The 21570-nt window shown below is 58.9% G+C and carries 18 protein-coding genes and 1 pseudogene; 11 read left to right on the top strand and 8 right to left on the bottom strand.

The window, feature by feature from the left end; all coding sequences use genetic code 11:
- Positions 1–32 precede the first annotated feature (32 nt).
- Positions 33–5135 (bottom strand): dermonecrotic toxin domain-containing protein, encoded by a 5103-nt coding sequence (locus tag ACYZTU_RS04170; protein ID WP_461968234.1) that lies wholly within the window; start codon positions 5133–5135, stop codon positions 33–35.
- A gap of 247 nt (positions 5136–5382) precedes the next feature.
- Here ACYZTU_RS04170 and ACYZTU_RS04165 point away from each other — a divergent pair, with 247 nt between their 5' ends.
- On the top strand, positions 5383–6510 hold the full coding sequence (locus ACYZTU_RS04165) for a sensor histidine kinase (protein WP_461968233.1): 1128 nt from the start codon (positions 5383–5385) through the stop codon (positions 6508–6510).
- A gap of 11 nt (positions 6511–6521) precedes the next feature.
- Here ACYZTU_RS04165 and ACYZTU_RS04160 read toward each other — a convergent pair whose 3' ends face one another.
- Both ACYZTU_RS04160 and ACYZTU_RS04155 read right to left on the bottom strand, forming a co-directional pair.
- The gene (locus ACYZTU_RS04160) at positions 6522–6830 is read right to left on the bottom strand and encodes a chaperone modulator CbpM (protein ID WP_461968231.1); all 309 of its coding nucleotides are present in this window, start codon (positions 6828–6830) and stop codon (positions 6522–6524) included.
- A gap of 23 nt (positions 6831–6853) precedes the next feature.
- Complete coding sequence (locus ACYZTU_RS04155; RefSeq protein WP_461968229.1) at positions 6854–7801, bottom strand: DnaJ C-terminal domain-containing protein; 948 nt, start codon at positions 7799–7801, stop codon at positions 6854–6856.
- A 297-nt stretch (positions 7802–8098) separates the two neighbouring features.
- Here ACYZTU_RS04155 and ACYZTU_RS04150 point away from each other — a divergent pair, with 297 nt between their 5' ends.
- On the top strand, positions 8099–9373 hold the full coding sequence (locus ACYZTU_RS04150; RefSeq protein ID WP_461968227.1) for an Hsp70 family protein: 1275 nt from the start codon (positions 8099–8101) through the stop codon (positions 9371–9373).
- A gap of 44 nt (positions 9374–9417) precedes the next feature.
- Here ACYZTU_RS04150 and ACYZTU_RS04145 read toward each other — a convergent pair whose 3' ends face one another.
- Together ACYZTU_RS04145 and ACYZTU_RS04140 are read right to left on the bottom strand one after the other, a co-directional pair.
- A complete protein-coding gene (locus ACYZTU_RS04145; RefSeq protein WP_461968225.1) occupies positions 9418–10431 on the bottom strand; it encodes an AI-2E family transporter in 1014 nt (337 codons plus the stop codon).
- A gap of 92 nt (positions 10432–10523) precedes the next feature.
- Positions 10524–10829 (bottom strand): PsiF family protein, encoded by a 306-nt coding sequence (locus ACYZTU_RS04140; RefSeq protein ID WP_461968223.1) that lies wholly within the window; start codon positions 10827–10829, stop codon positions 10524–10526.
- A gap of 61 nt (positions 10830–10890) precedes the next feature.
- Between ACYZTU_RS04140 and ACYZTU_RS04135 the strand changes: the two are divergent.
- Positions 10891–11135: pseudogene (locus ACYZTU_RS04135) on the top strand (EamA family transporter); the annotation flags it as partial.
- Between the two features lie 6 nt (positions 11136–11141).
- Here ACYZTU_RS04135 and ACYZTU_RS04130 read toward each other — a convergent pair.
- The gene (locus tag ACYZTU_RS04130) at positions 11142–12032 is read right to left on the bottom strand and encodes an esterase/lipase family protein (protein ID WP_461968221.1); all 891 of its coding nucleotides are present in this window, start codon (positions 12030–12032) and stop codon (positions 11142–11144) included.
- A 136-nt stretch (positions 12033–12168) separates the two neighbouring features.
- Positions 12169–12807 (bottom strand): FMN-dependent NADH-azoreductase, encoded by a 639-nt coding sequence (locus tag ACYZTU_RS04125; RefSeq protein ID WP_461968220.1) that lies wholly within the window; start codon positions 12805–12807, stop codon positions 12169–12171.
- Between the two features lie 110 nt (positions 12808–12917).
- Between ACYZTU_RS04125 and ACYZTU_RS04120 the strand changes: the two genes are divergently transcribed.
- Positions 12918–13874: a LysR substrate-binding domain-containing protein gene (locus ACYZTU_RS04120; protein WP_461968218.1), complete on the top strand. Its 957-nt coding sequence runs from the start codon at positions 12918–12920 to the stop codon at positions 13872–13874.
- 173 nt (positions 13875–14047) lie between these two features.
- On the opposite strand, the gene ACYZTU_RS04115 is transcribed toward ACYZTU_RS04120, so the two are convergent.
- Entirely contained in the window at positions 14048–16123 is a 2076-nt protein-coding gene (locus ACYZTU_RS04115; RefSeq protein WP_461968216.1) for an AsmA family protein, read from the bottom strand.
- A 387-nt stretch (positions 16124–16510) separates the two neighbouring features.
- Here ACYZTU_RS04115 and ACYZTU_RS04110 point away from each other — a divergent pair, with 387 nt between their 5' ends.
- From ACYZTU_RS04110 to ACYZTU_RS04080, 7 genes are all read left to right on the top strand, one after another.
- Complete coding sequence (locus ACYZTU_RS04110; protein WP_461968214.1) at positions 16511–16897, top strand: hypothetical protein; 387 nt, start codon at positions 16511–16513, stop codon at positions 16895–16897.
- A gap of 154 nt (positions 16898–17051) precedes the next feature.
- Entirely contained in the window at positions 17052–17684 is a 633-nt protein-coding gene (locus tag ACYZTU_RS04105; protein ID WP_008157374.1) for a TetR family transcriptional regulator, read from the top strand.
- Between the two features lie 202 nt (positions 17685–17886).
- A complete protein-coding gene (gene ureE, locus ACYZTU_RS04100) occupies positions 17887–18387 on the top strand; it encodes an urease accessory protein UreE (protein ID WP_461968212.1) in 501 nt (166 codons plus the stop codon).
- Entirely contained in the window at positions 18384–19058 is a 675-nt protein-coding gene (locus ACYZTU_RS04095; protein WP_461968210.1) for an urease accessory protein UreF, read from the top strand. Before ureE ends, ACYZTU_RS04095 begins: the two co-directional genes overlap by 4 nt.
- A gap of 23 nt (positions 19059–19081) precedes the next feature.
- Positions 19082–19696, top strand: coding sequence for an urease accessory protein UreG (ureG, locus tag ACYZTU_RS04090; RefSeq protein WP_461968208.1), 615 nt, complete (start codon positions 19082–19084; stop codon positions 19694–19696).
- Positions 19697–19731: 35 nt separating this feature from the next.
- Positions 19732–20304 carry a HupE/UreJ family protein gene (locus ACYZTU_RS04085; protein ID WP_461968206.1) on the top strand — a complete coding sequence of 191 codons (573 nt, stop codon included), beginning with the start codon at positions 19732–19734 and terminating at the stop codon, positions 20302–20304.
- 132 nt (positions 20305–20436) lie between these two features.
- Positions 20437–21564: an AGE family epimerase/isomerase gene (locus ACYZTU_RS04080; RefSeq protein WP_461968204.1), complete on the top strand. Its 1128-nt coding sequence runs from the start codon at positions 20437–20439 to the stop codon at positions 21562–21564.
- The last annotated feature ends 6 nt before the right edge of the window (positions 21565–21570 follow it).

The following is a 21570-nucleotide window of genomic DNA, read 5'->3' as shown; positions in this document are numbered from 1 at the left end:
GGCAGCGCATTCGGGGCTCGTCAAAACATCAATCAGCGATCGGACTGCACCGAGAACGGTAATTCCGTCCTTTGCAGCCTTGCACGCTCCACAGCCTGCTTCGTCAAGGTTTTTTCCAGCGTCTTGATCGCATTGAAGTGGGCTATTTCATCTCCGTCCTGCAGCTCAAGCGCCAAGCTGTCGAACTCCTGGCGATAGATGTTTTCGAGGTAAATCTTCCAGAAAGGCTGCTCAAGAATTTTCTCCACCAGCAGGTCCCCTTCCTCCAGCGCCAGCACCCTCACACCAGCGGCTTCGATCATCTCTTGGGTAACCCCGGCCATGTTTCTGAAGAGCATGCCACGCGATTGCCAAGGCAAACTCAGACGCTCCGCCAGATCAGTCATGTAGGCCAGGTGGACCTCCACTTCATCGATCGTCCCGGTGACGTGACCGTTGGCATCGACACGCCTGAAGGTTTCTCCGTCTGCCAAGCGAGCGGCCACACGGCTGCGCGCGATAGCGCCCAAGTCATCCAGGCGAGACTTGCCTCGGGCCAGTTCCAGCAATTGGGCCTCGACCAGTGCCGGGTTCTGCAAAGCGTAAGCCTCATGAATCAAAACCCTGAGCCCTAGCGCGTTAAAGAGCTGGGTACCGCCATCGGAACAGGCCGTCGTTGCCGAGGCTTCGGTGAAAATCTCTTCGCGCAGCGCCGTGTTCTCGTTCATGGCCTCAAGCATTCGCCAGACCTTGGCGGTCAATTCGGAGCGGTAGGATGACTGCGCTGAGGTGAAGTCTGCCGATTGGGTCAGCTTGCCGATCTCGTTGAAGAACGGTTCGGAGCCGAACTCATCTTCAATCTCGTCCCATAAGTTCAGCCTGCTTCTGAACGACGATTCCGACATGCCCTGCCCCCAGTTGATGCTGTCCAGCAAGCCCAACGGCGGATAAGGGCGCTCCGGGTCCAGACCTACCGATTCCGTATAGCGTTTCAGCTGTTCCAAAACACTTGCCGGCATCCACTCAGGTTCACGACTCACGAGGGTCCGTGCCAGTAACTCGGCACGGAACGAACCGGGGGCAACGTCTGGAATGTCGATCAAACGGTTGAGTTGAAGATTTAAGTAGAGGTGTCGCGGACGCGGCATGGCGAACAGGCCGACGGGCCATCGGTCCAGGTCTGTTCGCTCAAGATTGAGTATTTCCAGATTGGGCATCTGGCTGATGTCAGGCGCAAGCCTTAACGGATTTCCTCGTAACCCAAGTGTCCTGAGTCGGGTCAATCCTCTCAAGTGTGCTACTGCCTCCTGAGTCAGCACGATTTGATTGTTACCCAGCGACAGATTATCGAGGTAGCGCATGTCGCCTATGACCGGCGGCAAGCGGTTCAACAGGTTATCGCCCAAGTCCAGAAAGCGAAGCCCGCGCAAAGGCTCGAGAAACGGCTCCTGGCTGCTGAGCAAACCGGTTTCACGCATGCTCAGGCTCGTAACGTGATCAAAATTGGCAGTCAGCCGGGGAAAACTCTCAAGGTACCGGCCCATGGGCAAACCCGTCAGATCAAGGTGCTGCGGGCGGACAACACCTGGGGCGTCGACACCCGAGGGCCCGGTCCTTTGCCAACATTGCCTGATCGCCTTGTAGAGTTTGTTGCGCAAATCCCACTCTGCAATCCCCGCAGGACTGAAGCGAAAAGAGGTCGTCAAAGCGTTCAGCCAGCGTCGCATTGTGGTGTTCAACTGGTCGAATTCGTCTTCCAGGGCATTGACACGTAAAGGGGCCGCGTCGGCGAACTCTTCGAGCAAGGAGGTGATGTGTTCGTCGGAAAATCCCGGATAGAGCGCTTGAACCCGTCGTTTCAACAAGGAGTCATTGGCGATCTGGCGGTACCCTTGCATGCCGCCACGTAGACGCATCCTTTCAGGGTCATAAGCGGGTTTACGCACCGGGTACTCATTCAAGGCCGACTCGAATCGCTCGCGATCAATCGGCGAGCGCTGCAGCTCAAGCCTGAGCCGCTCGCCTTCGAAAATGTCATACCCCAGCGCTGTACGCTCGGTGTCCGGCAACGCATGCAGCAGAGAAGCAAAAAAATCATTGATACCGTGCAAATGTTGGCTCTTCTCATCGCGTGCCTGATAGCCGCCTTCATCCTCAAGAATCAACACTTTGCGGATGGGTGCATTCTCGGGACCGACACTGGCGTTAAGCTTGCCGCTGAAGGAGAACTCACGAATTTCGATACGTACATCGTTTGACCAGCCCGGCAGGGTGGTCAACGACGCCAGTTGCAACCGTCGCGTGTCGTTGTTCTCCAAATCTTCCAGATACAACCCCTCATAGGCGCGACTCACGCGCACACGTTGTCGAGCCTGGCGTGCCTGTTCGCGCAGGCGCAAGGGAAGGGTCTGTTTCTCTGCCAGATGTTTAAGGTCGGCCGGAGTCGCCTCCAACAACAATTGTGCAGCGACAGCGTTTGGTAGTTCTGGATAGGCATCGGTCAACACATGCACCAGCGCCCCGTCGGCGACGTCGTGCTGCTTGTACAAGGACTCGAACAGCCGCTTGCGTTTTTTCGTAGCCTCGCTCGCCAGCCTTTCCTTCAATGTCTGGACGCGCACCTCTTTATAACTGGGTATCGATTGGCCAAGCAGATCATGGATTTCCTGTTCACCCAAGGTTTCAAGGGTGCGCTGGGGCAACTGACCGGAGCGGAACTCGGCACGGGTCAGCTTGATGCGGTCCGCGCTCGTTGCCTCAATGTTGCCAACGACGGTCGATGCTCCTTTCAACTCAGGGCCATCGAAGATCTCCACGGCCCTCTGCTCTGGCCAGCGAGGCAAATCGGTCATCAGGCTCGTTACTTCTCTCATCAACGCCTCGGATACCTGATTGGCCAGTATTTGCTGACCCACCTCACCTGCTTCGGCATACAGCCTGTAACGCTTGAGCGTATCGGACAGCATGACCGGCGGCGCGTCGAGCTCGACATGCAACCGTCGCAAGGCGTCCTCCGAAACGCCAGCCACGGTCAGGATTTGCTCTAGCGTCTCATCCGGCCAATCCCGTGCTGAAGCGCCCAGTCGGCGCAACAAGCGTGTTTTGTCCCAGGCGAGCGGTTGGTCGAATTCGGTTTTCCAGGCACCCGCGCCATTCTGTTCAACTACTGGCTGATAAGCCCCGGGCCGGGTTGGATGTCGCAAGCAATATTGCCCGGTGTCAGCGTCTTGGGTCATTGCATAATTTTTGCCATCCAGCGGCAGCAAATCCTGACCTTGATGACGATAAATACCCAAATCGTTCGCCTGAGCTGTTTGCGGCAATATCGCGGGATGCTCGTAAGCCGCCAGGTCTGGATTCCAGAGCCGTTCCTTACCGTTGATTTGCACGGGCTTAAGCTGATCGACGAAAGACGATGTTTTGATCGGTATGACTTTCGCCGGTAACACATGCCCAGTACCCAACAACGCCAGCTGGGCGAAGTTGATCAATACGCCATTGATGTAGGCCGATGCTTGCTCCTTATCGCCATTGCTCCAGTCCTCGATGCCCTCGGTCAGCTCCACAAGCATTTGCCCGACCATGATGCCCAGCATCGCTTCGCCGAAACCGGGCACCAGCATCGCGGCAAAGTTAAAGATGTTCCAAGCGATATCCAGAACGCTGGTCAAGCGCTTCCAGCGCGCTGCTGCGTCTTCGTCGCCGGTCGGCACTGCAATCAGCCGGGCGTCGGCTATTGCCTTGTCCCGCCGCTGCCGGAACAACGTGCCCCATAGATCGTTGGCAATGAGGTTGGTGATAGGCTCTGCGTTGGGGTTTTCGATTGCGGTTTCCCGCCACCACGGCCCCATGTCCAAAGGTTCACGTTGCTGCCAGGTGAAGGTCTTGAGACGCTCGTTGACCTGAGCGAAAAATCGCCCCTTGTCCTTCTGCTCCACGAACCGGCTGAAAAACGCCTGGTAGTCCGAAGTGCGCAGCTGGCTGATCAGCATCGTCATGAAGTCCGTCAACGAAGCGTACTCTTTCAGCGGATGGTTTGGATCGTCGGGTAGGTAGGCAATCAACGGACCGCTCAAACGGCTCTGTTGATAAATATCTTCGTTACGCAAAGTTTCATCAATGACGCTTTGAGGTCCGTTGGCAAAAAAGTTCTGAAGTAATGTGTATTGTTCATACACTTGTCCCGGCAAAACAGGTAGTCGACGAGACCAGTCAGTCCAGAACTTCAAACTCTGCGGCGTCAACGCCTCTATCGCCTTTTTTATTTCAGAGGGTTCGCTCACGGCGCTGAACAATACAATCCCCGTCAACTTGAAACCCATCAGGGACACACGATGATTCAGCAGGGGACGACCGTATAATTTGACAGTTCGGTCACCCTCCACAACTTTGCGTAGGCAATCATAGGCGCCAGCATTTAGATCACCTTTTAAATGGGAAACGAGGGCAGATAACTTGAACGCCGCTTTTTCACTGGCGATCGAGCGCTCCTGAAGTACGCGCCTGGCGTTGGGGTCCTGCGGCCGCAGTCGCGCTTTGATATGGGTTTGATAGTGCGCGCCGATGTCCAGGGTGCGACACAGCGAAGCGAATTTTTGCGGCGTCATGGCGTTGTTCGGTACAAGAACGCCGCGCGGATCTTCGCGGTAAACACCCGAGTCGCTTCGAAAAGCCCCTTCCTTGGTCTCTGCCTCCTCGAAATTGTGCAGCGCTGCCGCTAGCAATGACGAACGCCTGATAACACTGGCACCGGTATCGATATCAAAGATAATTTTGCTCGGTACATTCAGATGCAGCGAAAGGGAGTTCGGGTCTTCGTCAATGTCGAAGTTTGCTTTCAATGCGGACCTGAGCAGAGGCTCGGCGAAGGCATTGATATCATGCTGTAGATCATCCAGAACCTGATCCAGCTCACCCTGCAATCGCCAACGGTCTTTTAGCAGTTCCTTTAGATAATCACGGTCAATATCCCGCGCACTCATGTACCACTCGGGTATATCTGTCTTGAGACTCATGAGTGACTTGAGTCGTGTCGGCGGTGCGTTACGTATCGCCTGGGGAATGACCTGCATCACTCGATGATAATGAACACCTTTATCCTCCGTACTTGAAACAGGTGGAGGCTCAGGCCTCTGGCTTCCTTGCAAATCAGACATGGTTCAACAACCTTAAAATGAATTGAGAACCACTAGACTATGCACACGCTCAAAAAACAAAAGACCAAATAACGGTTGGTTAACCATCTGAACAGGCGCCATTCATTCGAAAATCAAAGTACTAAAAATACATATATACAGCCCCTGAAAACCTTGGGTATGCCGCTGCGTCAGCGGTAGTTTTTTTCCGCCCCAAAGACGCTACTATGCGACATATTCAGCCCCCAAAATGCCCAGGAACCCGGTCATGCGCCTACCCGAATTCATCCGGCAACATGTAGACCGTATCGTCGATGAATGGGAGCAGTTCGCCAGAACGATCACCCCGGCGGCCGAGAATATGGATCAAGCCGCCTTGCGCGATCATGCCAAGGTGATTCTGCTGGCCGCCGCGCGGGACATGAGCACCGCGCAAACCGCCAGCGAACAACTCGCCAAGGCCAAGGGTGAAGGCCCGGTAAAAACCCCGAGTCTGGATGAGGCTGGCGCCAGCCATGGCGAGCTGCGGCATACCGTGGGCTTCGACTTGGTGCAGATGACCAGCGAATTCCGCCACCTGCGCGCTTGTGTGATTCGTCTGTGGGTCAACAGCCTGGACTCGCCGGACCTGGCGTACTTCCAGGACATGATCCGTTTCAACGAAGCGATCGACGAAGCCCTCGCGGAATCGACGGCGGCCTATGCCGAGCAGGTCAATCGCTCACGGGATATCTTCCTGGCAATCCTCGGCCACGATCTGCGCGCGCCGCTGCAAGCGATCAGCATGTCCACAGAGTTGCTGCTGCGCAAAGCGCCGCTCGAAGGCGATGCGCTGACCTGCGCGATCAATATCAAACGCGGCGCGCGGCACATGGCGGTGATGGTCAGCGATTTACTGGAGCTTGTGCGCAGTCGCCTGGGCAAGAGCCTGCCAATCGAACCGGCGCCCATGGACCTGGCCGATGCGGCGCATGCCGCGATAGCTGAAGCCTGCGCGGGCAACCCCGAGTGCGATCTGACAATGAGCGTGCTGGGAGATACCCGAGGCGTCTGGGATGCCGGACGGCTTGATCAACTGTTGCAGAATCTGATCGGCAATGCGTTACAGCATGGTTTGAACAAGCGCGATGTGACGGTCACCCTCAGCGGCGAACCCGACACGGTTCGCCTGACGGTGCATAACTACGGAACGCCGATTTCGGAGGACGCTATCGGTACGATCTTCGATCCACTGGTGCGTAGCGCCGACGAAGAACTCGGCCAGCCATCCACCAGCCTCGGTTTGGGCCTGTTTATCGTCAAGGAAGTGGTCAATGCCCATTCCGGGACGATCGAGGTCAGTTCCAGTGAGGCGGATGGCACGCTGTTTACCGTGGTGTTGCCGCGCAAGATCTGAAATCAAAGCCCCTACAGGTCCACCACCAACCGCCCCAGCCGCTGCTTGAGCATGCGGTTCTCGGCCCGCAGTTGCTGGACTTCCTCAAGCAGGTCCAGCGCCAGGGCGACGCCTCCCCACTCCAGCTCCAGTTCGCGACGCAGCTTATCGGCGCGCTTGGCCAGGGCCAGTTCATAATCGTTGAAACGCCAATCCTTGGGCTGGGTGCCCTGAGGTTCGAGGATGCCGTGTTCGACGATTTCGATCACGTAGACGTCCGACAGGTCGGTCGCCTCACAGAATTCTGCCATGTCCAGTTGAACGATCAGGGGGTTGCTCATGATGGGCTACTCCGTCTCTGGGATCAGAAGTGTTCTCTCGGGTTGAAAGCCGCTTTTTGGGCCAGCTCCTGCCACAACGCCTTGACCTCGTCGTCCGAGGTTTTAGGCATGACGGCCTTGAGTTGTACAAACAAATAACCGCGATGACCGGCCTTGTTCAGCAATCCATGGCCCTTGGCACGCATGCGCTGACCGTTCTGACTGCCGGCCGGAACCTTGAGGTTGATCTTGCCCGTCAGGGTCGGCACCGCAACTTCGGCGCCCAACGCCAATTCCCACGGAGCCATCGGCAAGGTAATAATCAGGTTTTCGCCTTCGACGTCGAACTTGGGGTGCGGCGCAAAGCGAATGATCAAGAACAAGTCGCCATTGGCCCCGCCACCAACGCCCGGTGCACCCTGGCCCTTGAGGCGGATACGCTCGCCGTCGGACACGCCGGCCGGGATCTTCACATTCAGGCTTTTGCTGGTGTTGCTCACATGCTGGCCGGCAGCGTTGTACTGCGGCACCTGGAAGGTGACCTTCTTCGATTCGTTCGAGAGGGTTTCTTCCAGAAATATCCCAAGTTCCATTTCCACGTCTTGCCCTCGACGCCCGGCGCTACGGCCCGACTGTGCACCACCAAAACCAGGGCCACGGCTGCCGAAGATCGAACTGAAGAAGTCCGAAAAATCGCCCGTGTCCTGACCACCACCGAAACCGCCTGCACCACGTCCCTGCCAGCCCGGCGGGCCCTGGAACGGTTGGCCGTGCTGGCCGTATTTGCGCAAGTCGTCGTATTCGGCGCGCTTGTCGGCGCTTTTCAGTGCTTCATAGGCCTCCGAGGCATCCTTGAACTTGGACTCGGCGTCCTTTTCCTTGCTGACGTCGGGGTGGTATTTGCGCGCCAGCTTGCGATAGGCGGCCTTGATCGCCTTATCGTCCGCGGTCGGCTCCACACCGAGAATCTTGTAATAGTCTTTGAAGTCCATCGCGGGAATCACCATCCGTTATCAAAATCACGCCACCACTGGCAGCATGCGCTCATTGCCCGCCGCCAGGTTGACCGATCTCGAGCTTGAGACCGGGCAGCGCATCAGAAGTTTATCGGCAGCGGTGGGCGGTTCTTGCGACCGTCCTGTGGCTGCCAGGCCCAATGCAGACAAGTTTGGGGCGAAGGATAGTCTTTCAAGGCGCTAATAGCTGAGATTTAGCGGATAGTCGGCCTTCGAATCTGCGCCGCACTGACATACACTGCGCGGCCGTTTTTTAACCGGAACTTGAAAGACATGAAAAACGCATCTCCAGCCCGTGCCTGTGGTATCGACTTCGGCACGTCCAACTCCACCGTCGGCTGGCTGCGCCCCGGCATGGAAACGCTGATCGCGCTGGAGGACGACAAGATTACCCTGCCGTCGGTGGTCTTCTTCAATATGGAAGAACGCCGCCCGGTGTACGGCCGCCTGGCGCTGCACGAGTACCTGGAAGGCTATGAAGGCCGGTTGATGCGCTCGCTCAAGAGCCTGCTGGGCTCCAAGCTGATCAAGCACGACACCAGCGTCCTCGGCACCGCGATGCCGTTCAAGGACCTGCTCGGGCTGTTTATCGGCCAGTTGAAGAAACGCGCCGAAACCGCCGCCGGTCGCGAGTTCGAGGAAGTGGTGCTGGGCCGTCCGGTGTTCTTCGTCGATGACGATGAATTGGCCGACCAGGAAGCCGAGAACACCCTGGTAGACGTCGCCCGTGCGATCGGTTTCAAGGATGTTTCGTTCCAGTACGAACCGATTGCGGCGGCATTCGACTATGAGTCGACCATCGAAAAAGAAGAGCTGGTACTGATCGTCGACATCGGCGGTGGTACATCCGACTTCTCGCTGGTGCGCCTGTCCCCTGAACGCCGTACCCTCGACAACCGCCACGATGACATCCTCGCCACCGGCGGCGTGCACATCGGCGGGACTGACTTTGACAAACAGTTGAGCCTGCAAGGCCTGATGCCGCTGTTCGGCTACGGCAGCCGGATGAAGAGCGGCGCTTACATGCCGACCAGCCACCACATGAACCTGGCGACCTGGCACACCATCAACTCGGTGTACTCGCAAAAGTCGAGCTTGGCGCTGGGCAGCATGCGCTACGACATCGAAGACACCGGCGGCATCGATCGCCTGTTCAAGCTGATCGACCAGCGCGCCGGCCACTGGCTGGCCATGGAAGTGGAAGAAACCAAGATCCAGCTCACCCACGCCGACAGCCGCCATGTACCGCTGGACCGCATCGAACCGGGTTTAAGCGTGGAGTTGAGCCGGGCACTGTTCGAATCGGCCATCGACAACCTGCTGGAGCGCGTACGCAACAGCGTCACGCAAATGCTGAACGACGCTAACGTACACGTTGATCAGGTGGACACGGTGTTCTTCACCGGTGGTTCGAGCGGAATTCCGGCACTGCGCAACAGCGTCTCGGCGATGTTGCCGAAAGCGCGGCATGTGGAAGGAAACATCTTCGGCAGTATCGGCAGCGGCTTGGCGATTGAAGCGATGAAGCGCTACGGCACGATGGATTGATAAAGATCGTTCCCTCGCTCTGCGTGGAAACGATCGGGTGGAGGTTAAACCATCCCCACCTGCTTCAACTCACTCTTCAGATACGCGTAATAAATCGGCCCTGCCACCACCCCCGGCAGGCCGAACGCGGCCTCGAACACCAGCATCGCCAGCAGCAACTCCCACGACTTGGCACTGATCTGCCCGCCGACAATGCGCGCGTTGAGGAAGTATTCAAGCTTGTGGATGACAATCAAATAGCCCAGCGCCGCCACGGCGACCCAGATCGACAGCGACAGACCGACGATGGTGATCAGGGTGTTCGATATCAGGTTGCCGATCACCGGCAGCAGCCCGAGCAGGAAGGTCAGCACGATCAGGGTTTTGGTCAGCGGCAGCTTGATCCCGAACATCGGCAGGACCACCGCCAGGAAAATCCCGGTGAAGAAGGTGTTGAGCAGGGAAATCTTGATCTGCGCGAACACGATGTTGCGAAAAGCCTGAACCAGCAGGTGCAAGCGGTCGAACAGCGCGGCGGCCAATGGCTTGCGCTTGGTCACGTCCGGCACGCGCTGCAAGGCAATGATCGCCCCCAGCACCATGCCGATCAGCAGCGTCACAAACATGTGCGCCGCGTCCTTGCCCACCAGTTGCAAGTCGCTGAGGTGCTTGCTCATCCACTCGCCAATCGCCACGCGGAACTCGGCGGCACTGGCGGGCAGATAGACGTCGATGAACGGCGGCAATTGCCCGCGCGCACGGTCGACCACAACCATGAACTTGTCGAGAGATGCGCCGGGGTTTTCCGCTTCGTGCAGCAGAAAGCTGATGGCGCCGGCAAAGATCAGCGTCAACACACTGACCACTAGCGTCCCCAACAATGCCACCGCCAGCCAGCGCGCCCGCCGACCTTCGATCAGCCGCTGCAATTGCGGGGTGAGCATGTTGACCAGTTCGAACACCAACAGCCCGGCCAGCAGACTGGGCAGCAATCGCATCGGGATCACCAGCAGCAAACCACCAAAGATGATGACCCAACTGATTAGCAGCAAGACTTGGCGTTGAGAAAACGTTGGCATACAGCCTCAAAACGAACGGCGTAAAAGGATTGGCAGTCTGCCAGCGTTCCGACGGCGAAGCGAGCAGATGCCTTCGCCCCATAGACGCTTGATTATTTTTTCTTCAGGCAGTCGCTCATGAAGGCTTTGCGCGCGTCGCCTTTGAGGGCTTGAGTGGCGGCATCGGCGTTACAGGTTTTCATCTTTTCTTGCTGAGGGGTCATGGGTTTTGCAGCCTCTGCAGCAGGCGCCGCTTTCAGGCACGTGCTCATGAAGGCTTTACGTTCATCGCCCTTGAGGCTTTTTGCGGTGGCGTCGGCATTGCAGGTGGTCATTTTGTTCTGTTGGGCAGTGGCGGCGAAGCCCTGGGAGCAAAGCAGCAAACCCATCATCAACAAAGGGACACGCAACATCTTCATAGAGTTTTCTCCTTGTTGCCGCACCGAGGAGCACGGCCTCGCTCTGGAGTGTAGACAACGCCTGTTACACCTTCCTGCGCTCAAGGTGGCCGTGGTGGTGCTGTTTCCGCTATTCCTCGCTTCACCGAAGATCGGCCCGACGCTGCAGAACATTCCGCTGGTGCTTTACGCCTCCTGCTGGCCTCGATGATTGCGCTATTGGCGTGGATGCAGGCCGTGATCCGCTTGGGGCCGAGCCGGACCACGTTATTTTTCAATCTGCTGCGGTTGATGACTGCGCTGATTGCGGCAGTGGTGCTGCATGACTGACGGCTAAACCCCGGCCGCTTTCAGCCGCGCCGCATGCTCGACAAACAACCGAACCGGCTCAGCCCCCTTCCCCACCAAACCCAGTGACTGATTGACGATGTCGAAGTGATCCATCGGATACTCATCACCAATCACCGTCCCCAGATGCGAACTGTAACGCCCGACCATCCCGTCGCAATGCCCGACTTCTCGAACGAAGGTCCTGGCAAACAACCGGCAACTGCGATTAGTCCCATCGAACAGGTTACGCCCCCGATCAGTTTTCCCCGGCTGCAAGGTCCCGGACCAGGAGTAATACCGCACGCCGTTGACCTCTTCCGGCCCGTGCCCGCCCCAAGTGTCAGGCAAGCCCTGGGGATAACGCTGGTTGAACAGCGCCACGCCTTCCGTCGTCAATGAATGATGGGAGGCATGGATATCAACCGGCAATTTCGGCCCGCGGTAACCGGTCTCCAGCAGGCTCATCAGCGCACCGACCCAGCGCAACAGAACGCTCAGCAGCCGCCCCTTGCCGCTGTCTCCGGGATAGTGTTTGTGCAGGTAGTCCGCCAGCTCCGAACCGTGATTGGGCCCGGCCACCGAGGTGACTGAGGCGACCCGATCCGGGCGTTTGGCGGCGGCGTAACGGGCGGTGAGCGAGCCCTGGCTATGGCCGATCAGGTTAACCTTCTCGGCCCCGGTTTCGCGCAGAATCTCCTCGATCCGCGCCAGCAACTGCTCGCCACGTACCTCGTTTGAATTGAGCGGCGAGACCTGCACCGCAATCACTGTCGCCCCACCACGGCGCAGCGCCGAAATGATCCCGTACCAGTACGGATAGAGCAGCAGACGGATAAACCCGAGCATTCCCGGGACCAGCACCAACGGATAACGCGTGGCGGAACCTTGTGACATGGGCGAACTTCCTTGTGATCGGTGAGGTGACGCAAAACTGAATGCAAGACATCAGCCAAGCATCGGCATCGAAGATGACAACTCGACGACCAGTCTATGACATCCCGCCCTACTTCAGCCCCACCACCCCCGCCATCTAGAACTCCCTGGCCAGCGCCAGCAAACGCTGCTCGGCCTCGGCGGCGGAGATCTGGAAGGTGCGCGCCTCGGATTCTTCGCCTTCGGCGGCCACGACCGTGATGTCGGTGATGCCGATGAACCCCAACGCCGTTCGTAACAATGGATCGGCATGGTTCATCGCCTCCAGCTCTCCACCGGGCCCGAAACCGAACCCGCCGCGACTGGTGACGATCAACGCCTTTTTGCCCTGCACCAACGGCTCATATTGGGCCACGCCGTTGTCCAGGGTGTGATTGAAGGTCAGCCCCAACCGCACAATCTGATCAATCCAGGCCTTTAGGCCGCTGGGCACGCTGAAGTTGTGCATGGGCGTTGAGATCACCAGTAAGTCGTGACCGAGTAACTCGCCCACCAGTTCATCGCTGAACGCCAGGTCGGCCTGCATCGACAGCGGCCGCGCATCGGGCTCGGGGTAAAACGCGGCAGCCACAAAAGCCTCATTGACCGGCGGAATCAACGCCCGACCGACTTCGCGACGGGTCAGGTGTGACTGAGGATTGGCCGCCTGCCAGGCTGAAAGAAACCCCTCGGCCAAGCGCCGGGAGTGAGAACGGTCGCCCCGGGGGCTGGCGTGCACGGCAAGAATTGTACTCATCTGTATCTCCTGAACGACTAAACTTAAACTGTTTGTGGCTTGCACCTTGAGCCACATAGCCGACTCTCTTCAAATGAGTAAAAATCAGTCTGGATGAATTAATTTCACCCATGGAGTTTTCAATGTTTGCTTCACTGCCGCTGACTGCCCTGCGCGCCTTTGAATCCGCCTCGCGCCTGCTGAGCTTCAAGGCAGCCGCCGAAGAACTCTCGGTGACGCCGACGGCGGTTTCCCATCAGATTCGTTCGCTGGAGACCTGGCTCGGTGTGCCGCTATTCGAGCGGTTGCCACGGCAAGTTCGCCTGACTGACTGTGGCGAACGGCTGTTCCACAGCTTGCACGGTGCTTTGCTTGAAGTGGCGCAAAGTGTCGATACCTTGCGCCCGCAACGCAGCGGCGCGAGCTTGACGATTTCCACGACCGCCGCTTTCGCCGCGTTATGGCTGGTGCCGCGGCTGGGACGGTTCTACGCCCGGCACCCGAACATCAGCCTGCGGCTCGATACCCATTGCGAAGTCATCGATTTGCATCAGGACGCCAGCGTCGATCTGGTGCTGCGCTACAGCCTCGATGATTACCCGAACCTTTATGGTCTGTGTCTGTTCGACGAATCCTTCGGCGTCTATGGCTCGCCCGAGCAAGTCACTCTGGCCGCCAGTCGAGCGCCGACGCTGATCAGCGTGCGCTGGCACAACTCAAAGCTGTACGCCCATGGCTGGGAGGCCTGGTGCGCGCAGTCCGGCGAGACCTGGCTTACGGGGCAGCCAGCGGTCCGTGAATACGACGAGGAACATTACGCCCTGCAAGCGGCGATTGCCGGGCAAGGCCTGGTGCTGGCGAGCAATATTCTGGTGTCCGAGAGCGTGGCCAGCGGTTTGCTGGTGACCTACAAGGGTGAGGTTCAGGTCGATGGTGCCGGTTACGCTGCACTGTGTGTGCCGGGGCGCGAACGGCATCCGCCGGTCCGGGCGTTTTTTGCGTGGTTGCAGGAAGAAGCAGCGTTATCAGGGCTATTGCCAAGATCGCAGCCTTCGGCAGCTCTTACGGGAGAGCGCATTCCAAGGTAGGAGCTGGCGAAGCCTGCGATCTTTTCGATTGGCAAATTACATAAAACTTTTCGCCGCGCTCATCACTCACACCCTAGGTAGCGATCACTTCTATAGAGGGTGACGCAGTTCCTACAGTTGGAATGCGTTCCCCAGTAGGAGCTGCCGCAGGCTGCGATCTTTTGATCTGCATTTTACCGGGTGGGTTTAACGGTCACGGGAGCCTTGCCCGCCTTCATCTGCTCCAGCAACGGCGCACACTGATTCGGTTCTCCACCGCTCGGCGCCACCAGCGCCAGCAACCCTGCCGCCGGTGCGGCAATCACGCCCAACGCCACCATTCCCGCCCCACGCAAAATCAGCGGCACCGCCTTCACACCCGCATCAGGCTTGATGAACTTGCCCCGCACATACAGCGGCGAACGCAGTGAAATCAATCGCCAGCCCTTGGATTCCGGGGTGATGGTCAGGTCCAGTTGCTCAGTCGCCATGTTCGCCGTGCCATCGATGTAGATGATCGCGTTTTCGGTATCGAAGACGAACAGACGTGTGGTCGCCAGCCCAGCCTTGATGTCGAAGTCGGCGGCGGCGCAGTTGATCTTCACTTCCTTGCCGCCGAAGATTTTGCCCACCACATAGTTGCCGACGTTGAGCCCCGCCAGCTCCATCAACTCGCGGCTGATGGCGCCATCGTTGATCAGCATTTTCAAATTGCCATTGGCGCTGCCCAGCAGTTTGGCCACCGAGTTGCCACGACCGGTGATGTCGGCATCGCCATTGAGCTCGCCGAAACTGGTTTTCATCGGTTCAAAGGTCGGGAACAGCTGCTTGAGCTTGAACTTGCGTGCGGTGAGTTTGGCCTTGCCTTCCAACGGTTCCGTTCGGCCATTGAGGCGAATCTGAGCATCCAGGTTGCCGCCAGCCACGCCGAAGCGCAGGGGTTCAAGGCTCAGCACACCGTCAGTGAGTATCAGGTGGGTATAAAGATCCTTGAACGGCAGTTTTTCGCTGTGGACGATGCGCTTGCCGGTGAACTCGACGTCGGCATCCATGTCGCGCCAGCGCTCGGTTTTGAACTCTTCAACCGGCAACACCTTGTCTGCTGGCTGCTTGCTTTCGCCGCCGCGGGCCTTTTGCTTGGCGTTGGAATCGGCTCCGATCAGCGGGGCCAGGTCGGCAAACAGCAGTTGATTGGATAGCAATGAGCCGCTGAGTTTCGGCCGCGGCTGGCTGGCGACATAGGCCAGGCTGCCATGAATGTCGCTCTGACCGATCTTGCCGTTGAATTTTTCGTAACGGAACACCGCGCCGTCCGCTTCATGAAGCTTGGCGATCAAGTGCCCGTCCGTGGCGTACGGCGGTGTGTCCGGCAGGGTCACGCCGGTCAGCGGGTAGAGATTGCCCAGGCTGGTGCCAGCCAGTTTCAAGCGCAAATCCAAGGCACCGAGGTTCAGTGGATCGGTAAGGGTGCCGGCCAGTTCGACGCTGGTGTCGGCGATCTTCACTTGAGCCTGAAGCGGAAACGGCCTGGCCGCGTCCTGCAAGGCCAGCAGGCCGCCGATCTTGCCTTCGCCCGCGAGTTTCTGGTCGTGGTACTGGCCTTTGACCTTTAGGGCGAACGCGTAATCCTGAGGCGCAGCGCCCTTCTCCTGTGCGGTTTTCGCCGCTTTGTCGCCGACAATTTCACTGAACGGAATCGGCTTGCCCAGCGGGTCGATCAGCACATCGAGCTGAGTTTTCAGGCTCTGGTCGTCTAGGGTGACGTGGCCCTTGTCGAAGCCGATCGCACCAATATCCAGCACCCAGTTTGAAGGCTCGGCGTTCGGGGCTTTCGGATCGAACTTGAACGTCCAGTTGGCGCGACCGTCGGCCAGGCGCTGGAGGTCGGCATTCGGTTCGGTCAGGTCAATACGCGGGATCACCACACGCTGCGCCAGCAAGGCCAGGGGCGAGATGCGCAGCTCGACGCGTTTGAGGGTGACCATCTGCGGTGTCTTCGACCAGTCCGGATTACCCAGGCTCAAGTCTTGCGCCACGACATGCGGCCACGGCACCCAGGCACGCCAGCCGCCCTCGTCCGGCTCACGTTGCCAGACCACCGCGAGGTTGCCGTTGATGGCGAACGGGCGGTGCAGCTCTTCGGAAACTTTGGCGTTAAGCGATGGTTTGATCCGGTTCCAATCGAAGAACGCGATGATCAGAACCAGTACGGCCAGCAGGACAACGAGGCTGGCGAGGGTCCAGATAAAACCTTTACGAGTGCGCGTCATTGCACAGGGCTCCTGATACGACTGAGCGCCCTGACTGCGGCGCACGTTTTGAAACGTTAGGCCAGAACCGGCCTGCCATGGAATCTACGACTGAAAAATAGCCTGCTGGTTTAACTGAAACACCGCTTAACGCTCAAATAATCGGTCGGGGACACTGTGCCCCCTCATCCGGCGTTACCGACCCCGCACTTTTGCGAGGCGATAGCGGGTCGAAAATACCCACCTCAGTGCAAAAATGTTCGCAGGAAACACCCGTTCTAGAGCGCTTCGGCGGAACAATCAATTCCGTTGATTATTACCATTGCGTTTATGAACTTTTATATCGACTTATCGAGAGTAGCATTGCTCTCGTACCCACTTTATCGCACTCCTACGGAGCACCTAATCATGAAACGCCAATTACTGCTTAGCCTTACCCTCTCGATGCTGGCCAGCACTGCTTTTGCCCTGCCGGCTGCTGACCAGGCTACCCCACAAGTCAAATCCACCCACTCGGTGTTCAGCCAATCGGTCGCCGAAGGTGGCAATGATCGACTGAAAGAAAAAGGCCTGATCACCCAAGATGGGTCGGACCGTACTCCACAAGGCCAAACCCTGGCTGCTGACGGTTCCGATCGCACTCCACAAGGCCAAACCCTGGCTGCTGACGGTTCCGACCGCACCCCACAAGGTCAAACCTTGGCTGCTGACGGTTCCGACCGCACCCCACAAGGTCAAACTCTGGCCGAAGGTGGTGGTGACCGTGTCATCGAACGCAACAGCGGTTTGAGCTAAGCATGGCAGCTCGGAAAAAAAGCCCAATCCCCGGATTGGGCTTTTGACGTTATAGATGCCTCACTTCCCCGCTTGATCCCCCGATAGTCGTTCGACGCCGGCAAAGCCGATTTGCTAGAGTGCGCCGCTGTCCTATTCAGAAAGCACCCTTGCGATGCTGCCCCGCGCCGAACAGAAACAACAAACCCGCAACGCCCTGATGGACGCTGCCCGCCACTTGATGGAATGCGGCCGAGGATTCGGCAGCCTGAGCCTGCGCGAAGTCGCCAGAACCGCCGGGATCGTGCCGACCGGTTTCTACCGGCATTTCGCCGACATGGATGAGCTGGGCCTGGTACTGGTGAGTGAAGTCGGTCAGACCTTCCGCGAAACCATTCGCCTGGTGCGCCACAACGAGTTCGTCATGGGCGGCATCATCGACGCCTCAGTGCGGATCTTTCTCGATGTGGTCACGGCCAATCGCTCGCAGTTCCTGTTCCTCGCCCGCGAGCAGTACGGTGGTTCGCTGCCGGTGCGGCTGGCCATCGGCCGTTTGCGCGAAGACATTAGCTCGGACCTGGCGGCCGACTTGTCCTTGATGCCGAAACTGCAACACCTGGACATCGCCGGCCTGAGCGTCATGGCCGATCTGATTGTTAAAAGCGTGTTTGCGACCTTGCCCGACATCATCGACCCACCTGCCGAGGCGCTGCCTGAACATCTGACGCCCCAAGCAAAGATCACTCAGCAGTTGCGCTTCATCTTTATCGGGTTGAAGCATTGGCAAGGCCTCGGCAGCACCGAGTAAGCCAATCAAAAGATCGCCCCTGAGCGATCTTTTTTTGTGCGCCACAATTTGGTGCGCGCAACTGCGCACCGCACCAAATTCATCCAAATAGCCACCATGCCTTGGAGCGTTTACCGAGCTCCGACAGGTATTTCCTACGCATCACCCGGTTGGCAAGCCCCTTGCTCTAGCCTAAGCATTGTCCATTGCTGGAAGCTTTCCGATGCTGGTGATTCATCGCAGAATCGACCCTCAACCCGTCTGGGCCGCCGAGTTGCACCTGACCTTCGAAGCCCGAAGCAAAAGCCGTTTGCGATGTTTCAGTGTCGAGGGTGAAGACGTCGGGCTGTTTTTGGAGCGCGGTCAGCCACCGCTGTACGACGGCGAGTGCCTGCAAGCCGAAGACGGGCGCATCGTTCGCGTCTGCGCCGGAGCCGAACAACTGCTGCACGTCACCTGCGCCAATGCTTTCGAACTGACTCGCGCGGCCTATCACCTCGGCAACCGCCACGTTGCCCTGCAAGTCGGTGATGGCTGGTTGCGCCTGCTCGACGACTACGTGCTCAAGGCCATGCTCGAACAGCTTGATGCCAAGGTCGAAAACATCGAAGCGCCGTTCCAGCCGGAACACGGCGCCTATGGCGGCGGTCATCACCATTCGCGCCACGGCGATGAAGACTTCAACTACCCGCCGAAACTGCACCAGTTCGGCGTACGGTTATGAACCCAGCCTGGGCGCTGTTGCGTCTGGCCAGCCCACAGCTGCCGATTGGTGGCTACAGCTATTCCCAAGGTCTGGAAATGGCTGTGGATAACGGCCGCGTGAATGATTCCGACAGTGCGCGACGCTGGATCAGCGATCAGCTAATCCTGAATCTCGCACGCTTCGAAGCGCCACTGCTGCTCGCTCATTGCGTGGCCGCAGCCGAAGAAAACTGGGGTGAACTGCTGCAACGCTGCGAAGAACATCGCGCCAGCCGGGAAACCCGCGAGCTGCATCAGGAGAGCCGGCAGATGGGCTATTCCTTGAAACAACTGCTCAACGGTTTGCCGGAGCTTGATGCGCCCGCCCGCGCCTTTCTTGAACAACGCCCCGAGCCACACTTGGCCCTCGGCTGGGCACTGGCCGCTCGCGCGTGGACGATCAGCCCGCAGGACGCGCTGGCGGCGTGGCTCTGGAGTTGGCTGGAAAACCAACTGGCGGTGCTGATGAAAACCCTGCCGCTGGGCCAGCAAGCCGCTCAACGCCTGACCAGCCAATTGCTGCCGCTGCTGCAAGAGGCTCAGCAGAACGCCACCCGAATCAATCCCGAACACTATGGCAGCGCCGCTTTCGGCCTGTCCCTGGCGTGCATGGCCCATGAGCGCCAGTACAGCCGTCTGTTCCGTTCCTAGGGCCTTTTATTTTGGAGAATCACATGAACGCACAACCTCTGCGCGTCGGCATCGGCGGCCCGGTCGGTTCCGGCAAAACCGCTCTGACGTTGGCCCTGTGCCTGGCGCTGCGCGACCGCTACAACCTGGCGGTGGTCACCAACGACATCTACACCCGCGAAGACGCCGACTTTCTAGTGCGCAACGAAGCCCTGGCGCCGGAGCGAATCATCGGCGTGGAAACCGGCGGCTGCCCGCACACGGCGATTCGTGAAGACGCCTCGATCAACCTCGAAGCCGTGGATCAACTGAACCGCCGCTTTCCGGGACTGGACCTGATCCTTGTGGAGTCCGGTGGAGACAACCTGTCGGCGACCTTCAGCCCGGAACTGTCCGACCTGACCATTTACGTGATCGACGTCTCGGCCGGCGACAAGCTGCCGCGCAAGGGTGGGCCGGGCATCTGCAAGTCGGATCTGCTGGTGATCAACAAAGTCGACCTCGCGCCACTGGTGGGTGCGTCGTTGGCGTTGATGGACAGCGACACCCAACGCATGCGCAACGGCAAGCCATTCGTCTTCAGCAACCAGAAAACCGGTCTGGGCCTGGAAGAGATCATCGCCTTCATCGAACGCCAGGGCCTGCTGACAGCGGCGTGAACTCGATCAACTTTTATCAACAAGGACGCTTATCCATGACACTTAAACGCATTCTGGGCGCCATGGCCCTGCTGCTGACCCCAGCCATCGCCTTCGCCCACCCGGGGCATGGCGACAATGGTTTGATCGCCGGCATCAGCCACCCGATCGGTGGCCTTGATCACTTGCTGGCGATGGTTGCGGTCGGTCTGTGGGCGGCGCAGCAGAAAGGCGCTGCACGCTGGGCGCTGCCGTGTACGTTCGTCGGCATCATGCTGATCGGCGGGTTGCTGGGGTTTGAAGGGTTGAACCTGCCGGCACTGGAGAGCGGGATTGCGGCGTCGGTGCTGGCGCTGGGTCTGGCGGTGGCGTTGGCAGTGCGTCCGCCGTTGAGCCTGGCGGTGCTAGCGACGGCGTTGTTTGCGCTGTTCCACGGCGTGGCCCATGGCTTGGAATTGCCGGACATGTCTAGCCCCTGGGCGTATGCCGCAGGGTTTGTGGCGGCGACGGCTGCGTTGCATGGATTGGGTTACGCCGTAGTGCGGGTGTTGCCTCAAGCGGCGGCGCCGTTGGTTCGATTGGCGGGTGCAGCTTCGGCGGCGACTGGCGTGTGGTTGCTGGCGGGCTGAATTTTTATTGCCCGTGGTGGCCTCTTCGCGAGCAAGCCCGTGTGTGTCTTGCGAAGGCGGCCTGACAGACACCGCTTCTCTCAGGCCTGCTAACATGTCGCGCAACTAACCCTGCCGTGACGACGCCAGCCAATGCCGCCTGTTTCCTTCTCCGCCTCCCAGCCTGAATTGACCGCTCTGTTCGCCTCGGTGCAACAGCACTTTCTGGACGTGATCGTGCCGCTCTGGCAAGGCCCCGGCTGGAATGCCGAGATGGCGCTGCCCTATGAGGCGCTGGACGCCGAGCATCAACCGCTGCCTCCCCAACGCTACCGGGCCATGGCCTGCGCGCGGCAGCTCTACCTGTTTTCCAGCCTGATCGGCCAGGTGCCCGCCGCCGAAGAGCGCGCCGCAGCGCTGTTCCGTTCCTTGCAGGAACATTTCCACGATGCCGAGCATGGCGGCTGGTTCTACAGCATCGACCCGCAGGGTGCGCCGCTGGATCAGCGCAAAGACCTCTACACCCACGCCTTCATCCTGTTCGCCTGCGCCCATTACTGGGACAAAGTCCGCGAGCCACTGGTGGAGTCGGCGCTCAACGCCGCACTGGAAGTGGTCACACAGCGCTTTGCCACAGACGACGGCCTCTACGAAGCCAGCCTCGACCGTGACGGGTCCTCGCTCAAGTCCGGGCCGCTGCAAAATCCCCTGATGCACTTGGCCGAAGCCTTTCTCGCCACGCTGTCGGTGCGAGAAGACGCCGCCGTGCAAGACGCGCTCGTCAAGTTATGCACAGCCCTGCAAAAGCGTTTTATCGACCCGCAACACGGTGTGTTGATGGAAAAACCGCTGGATGCTGTGGATAACTGGTTTGAGCCGGGGCATCAGTTTGAGTGGTATTTCCTGCTGGAGTCGTCTTCGTTGCTGCGCGGTTCCACTCTGCATGCGTCGCTGGAGCGTGCATTTGCGTTCACTGAACAATTGGGCGTCGATCAGCAGACTGGCGCCGTTCGGGCAATGCTCGACCTGGATGGCCACTCCAAAGATGGCACCCAACGCATCTGGGCCCAGGCTGAATACCTGCGCGCACTGACCTTACGACCAGACAGCGAGGTCGCGGTGCTACGCCAATTGCAGGCATTGCAGCAGCACTCTCTGCATGCAGGGGGCTGGTATGAATGTCGGGATGAGAACGGTAACGTGACCCGTCAGGACATGCCGTCGACCACGCCTTATCACTTGGCGACGTGTTATCGCGGGCTAGCCGAGTATCTGCGTTGACCGGCA

The organism is Pseudomonas sp. HLT2-19-2 (assembly GCF_054898005.1).
This window is presented reverse-complemented; position numbering and strand designations above follow the sequence as displayed.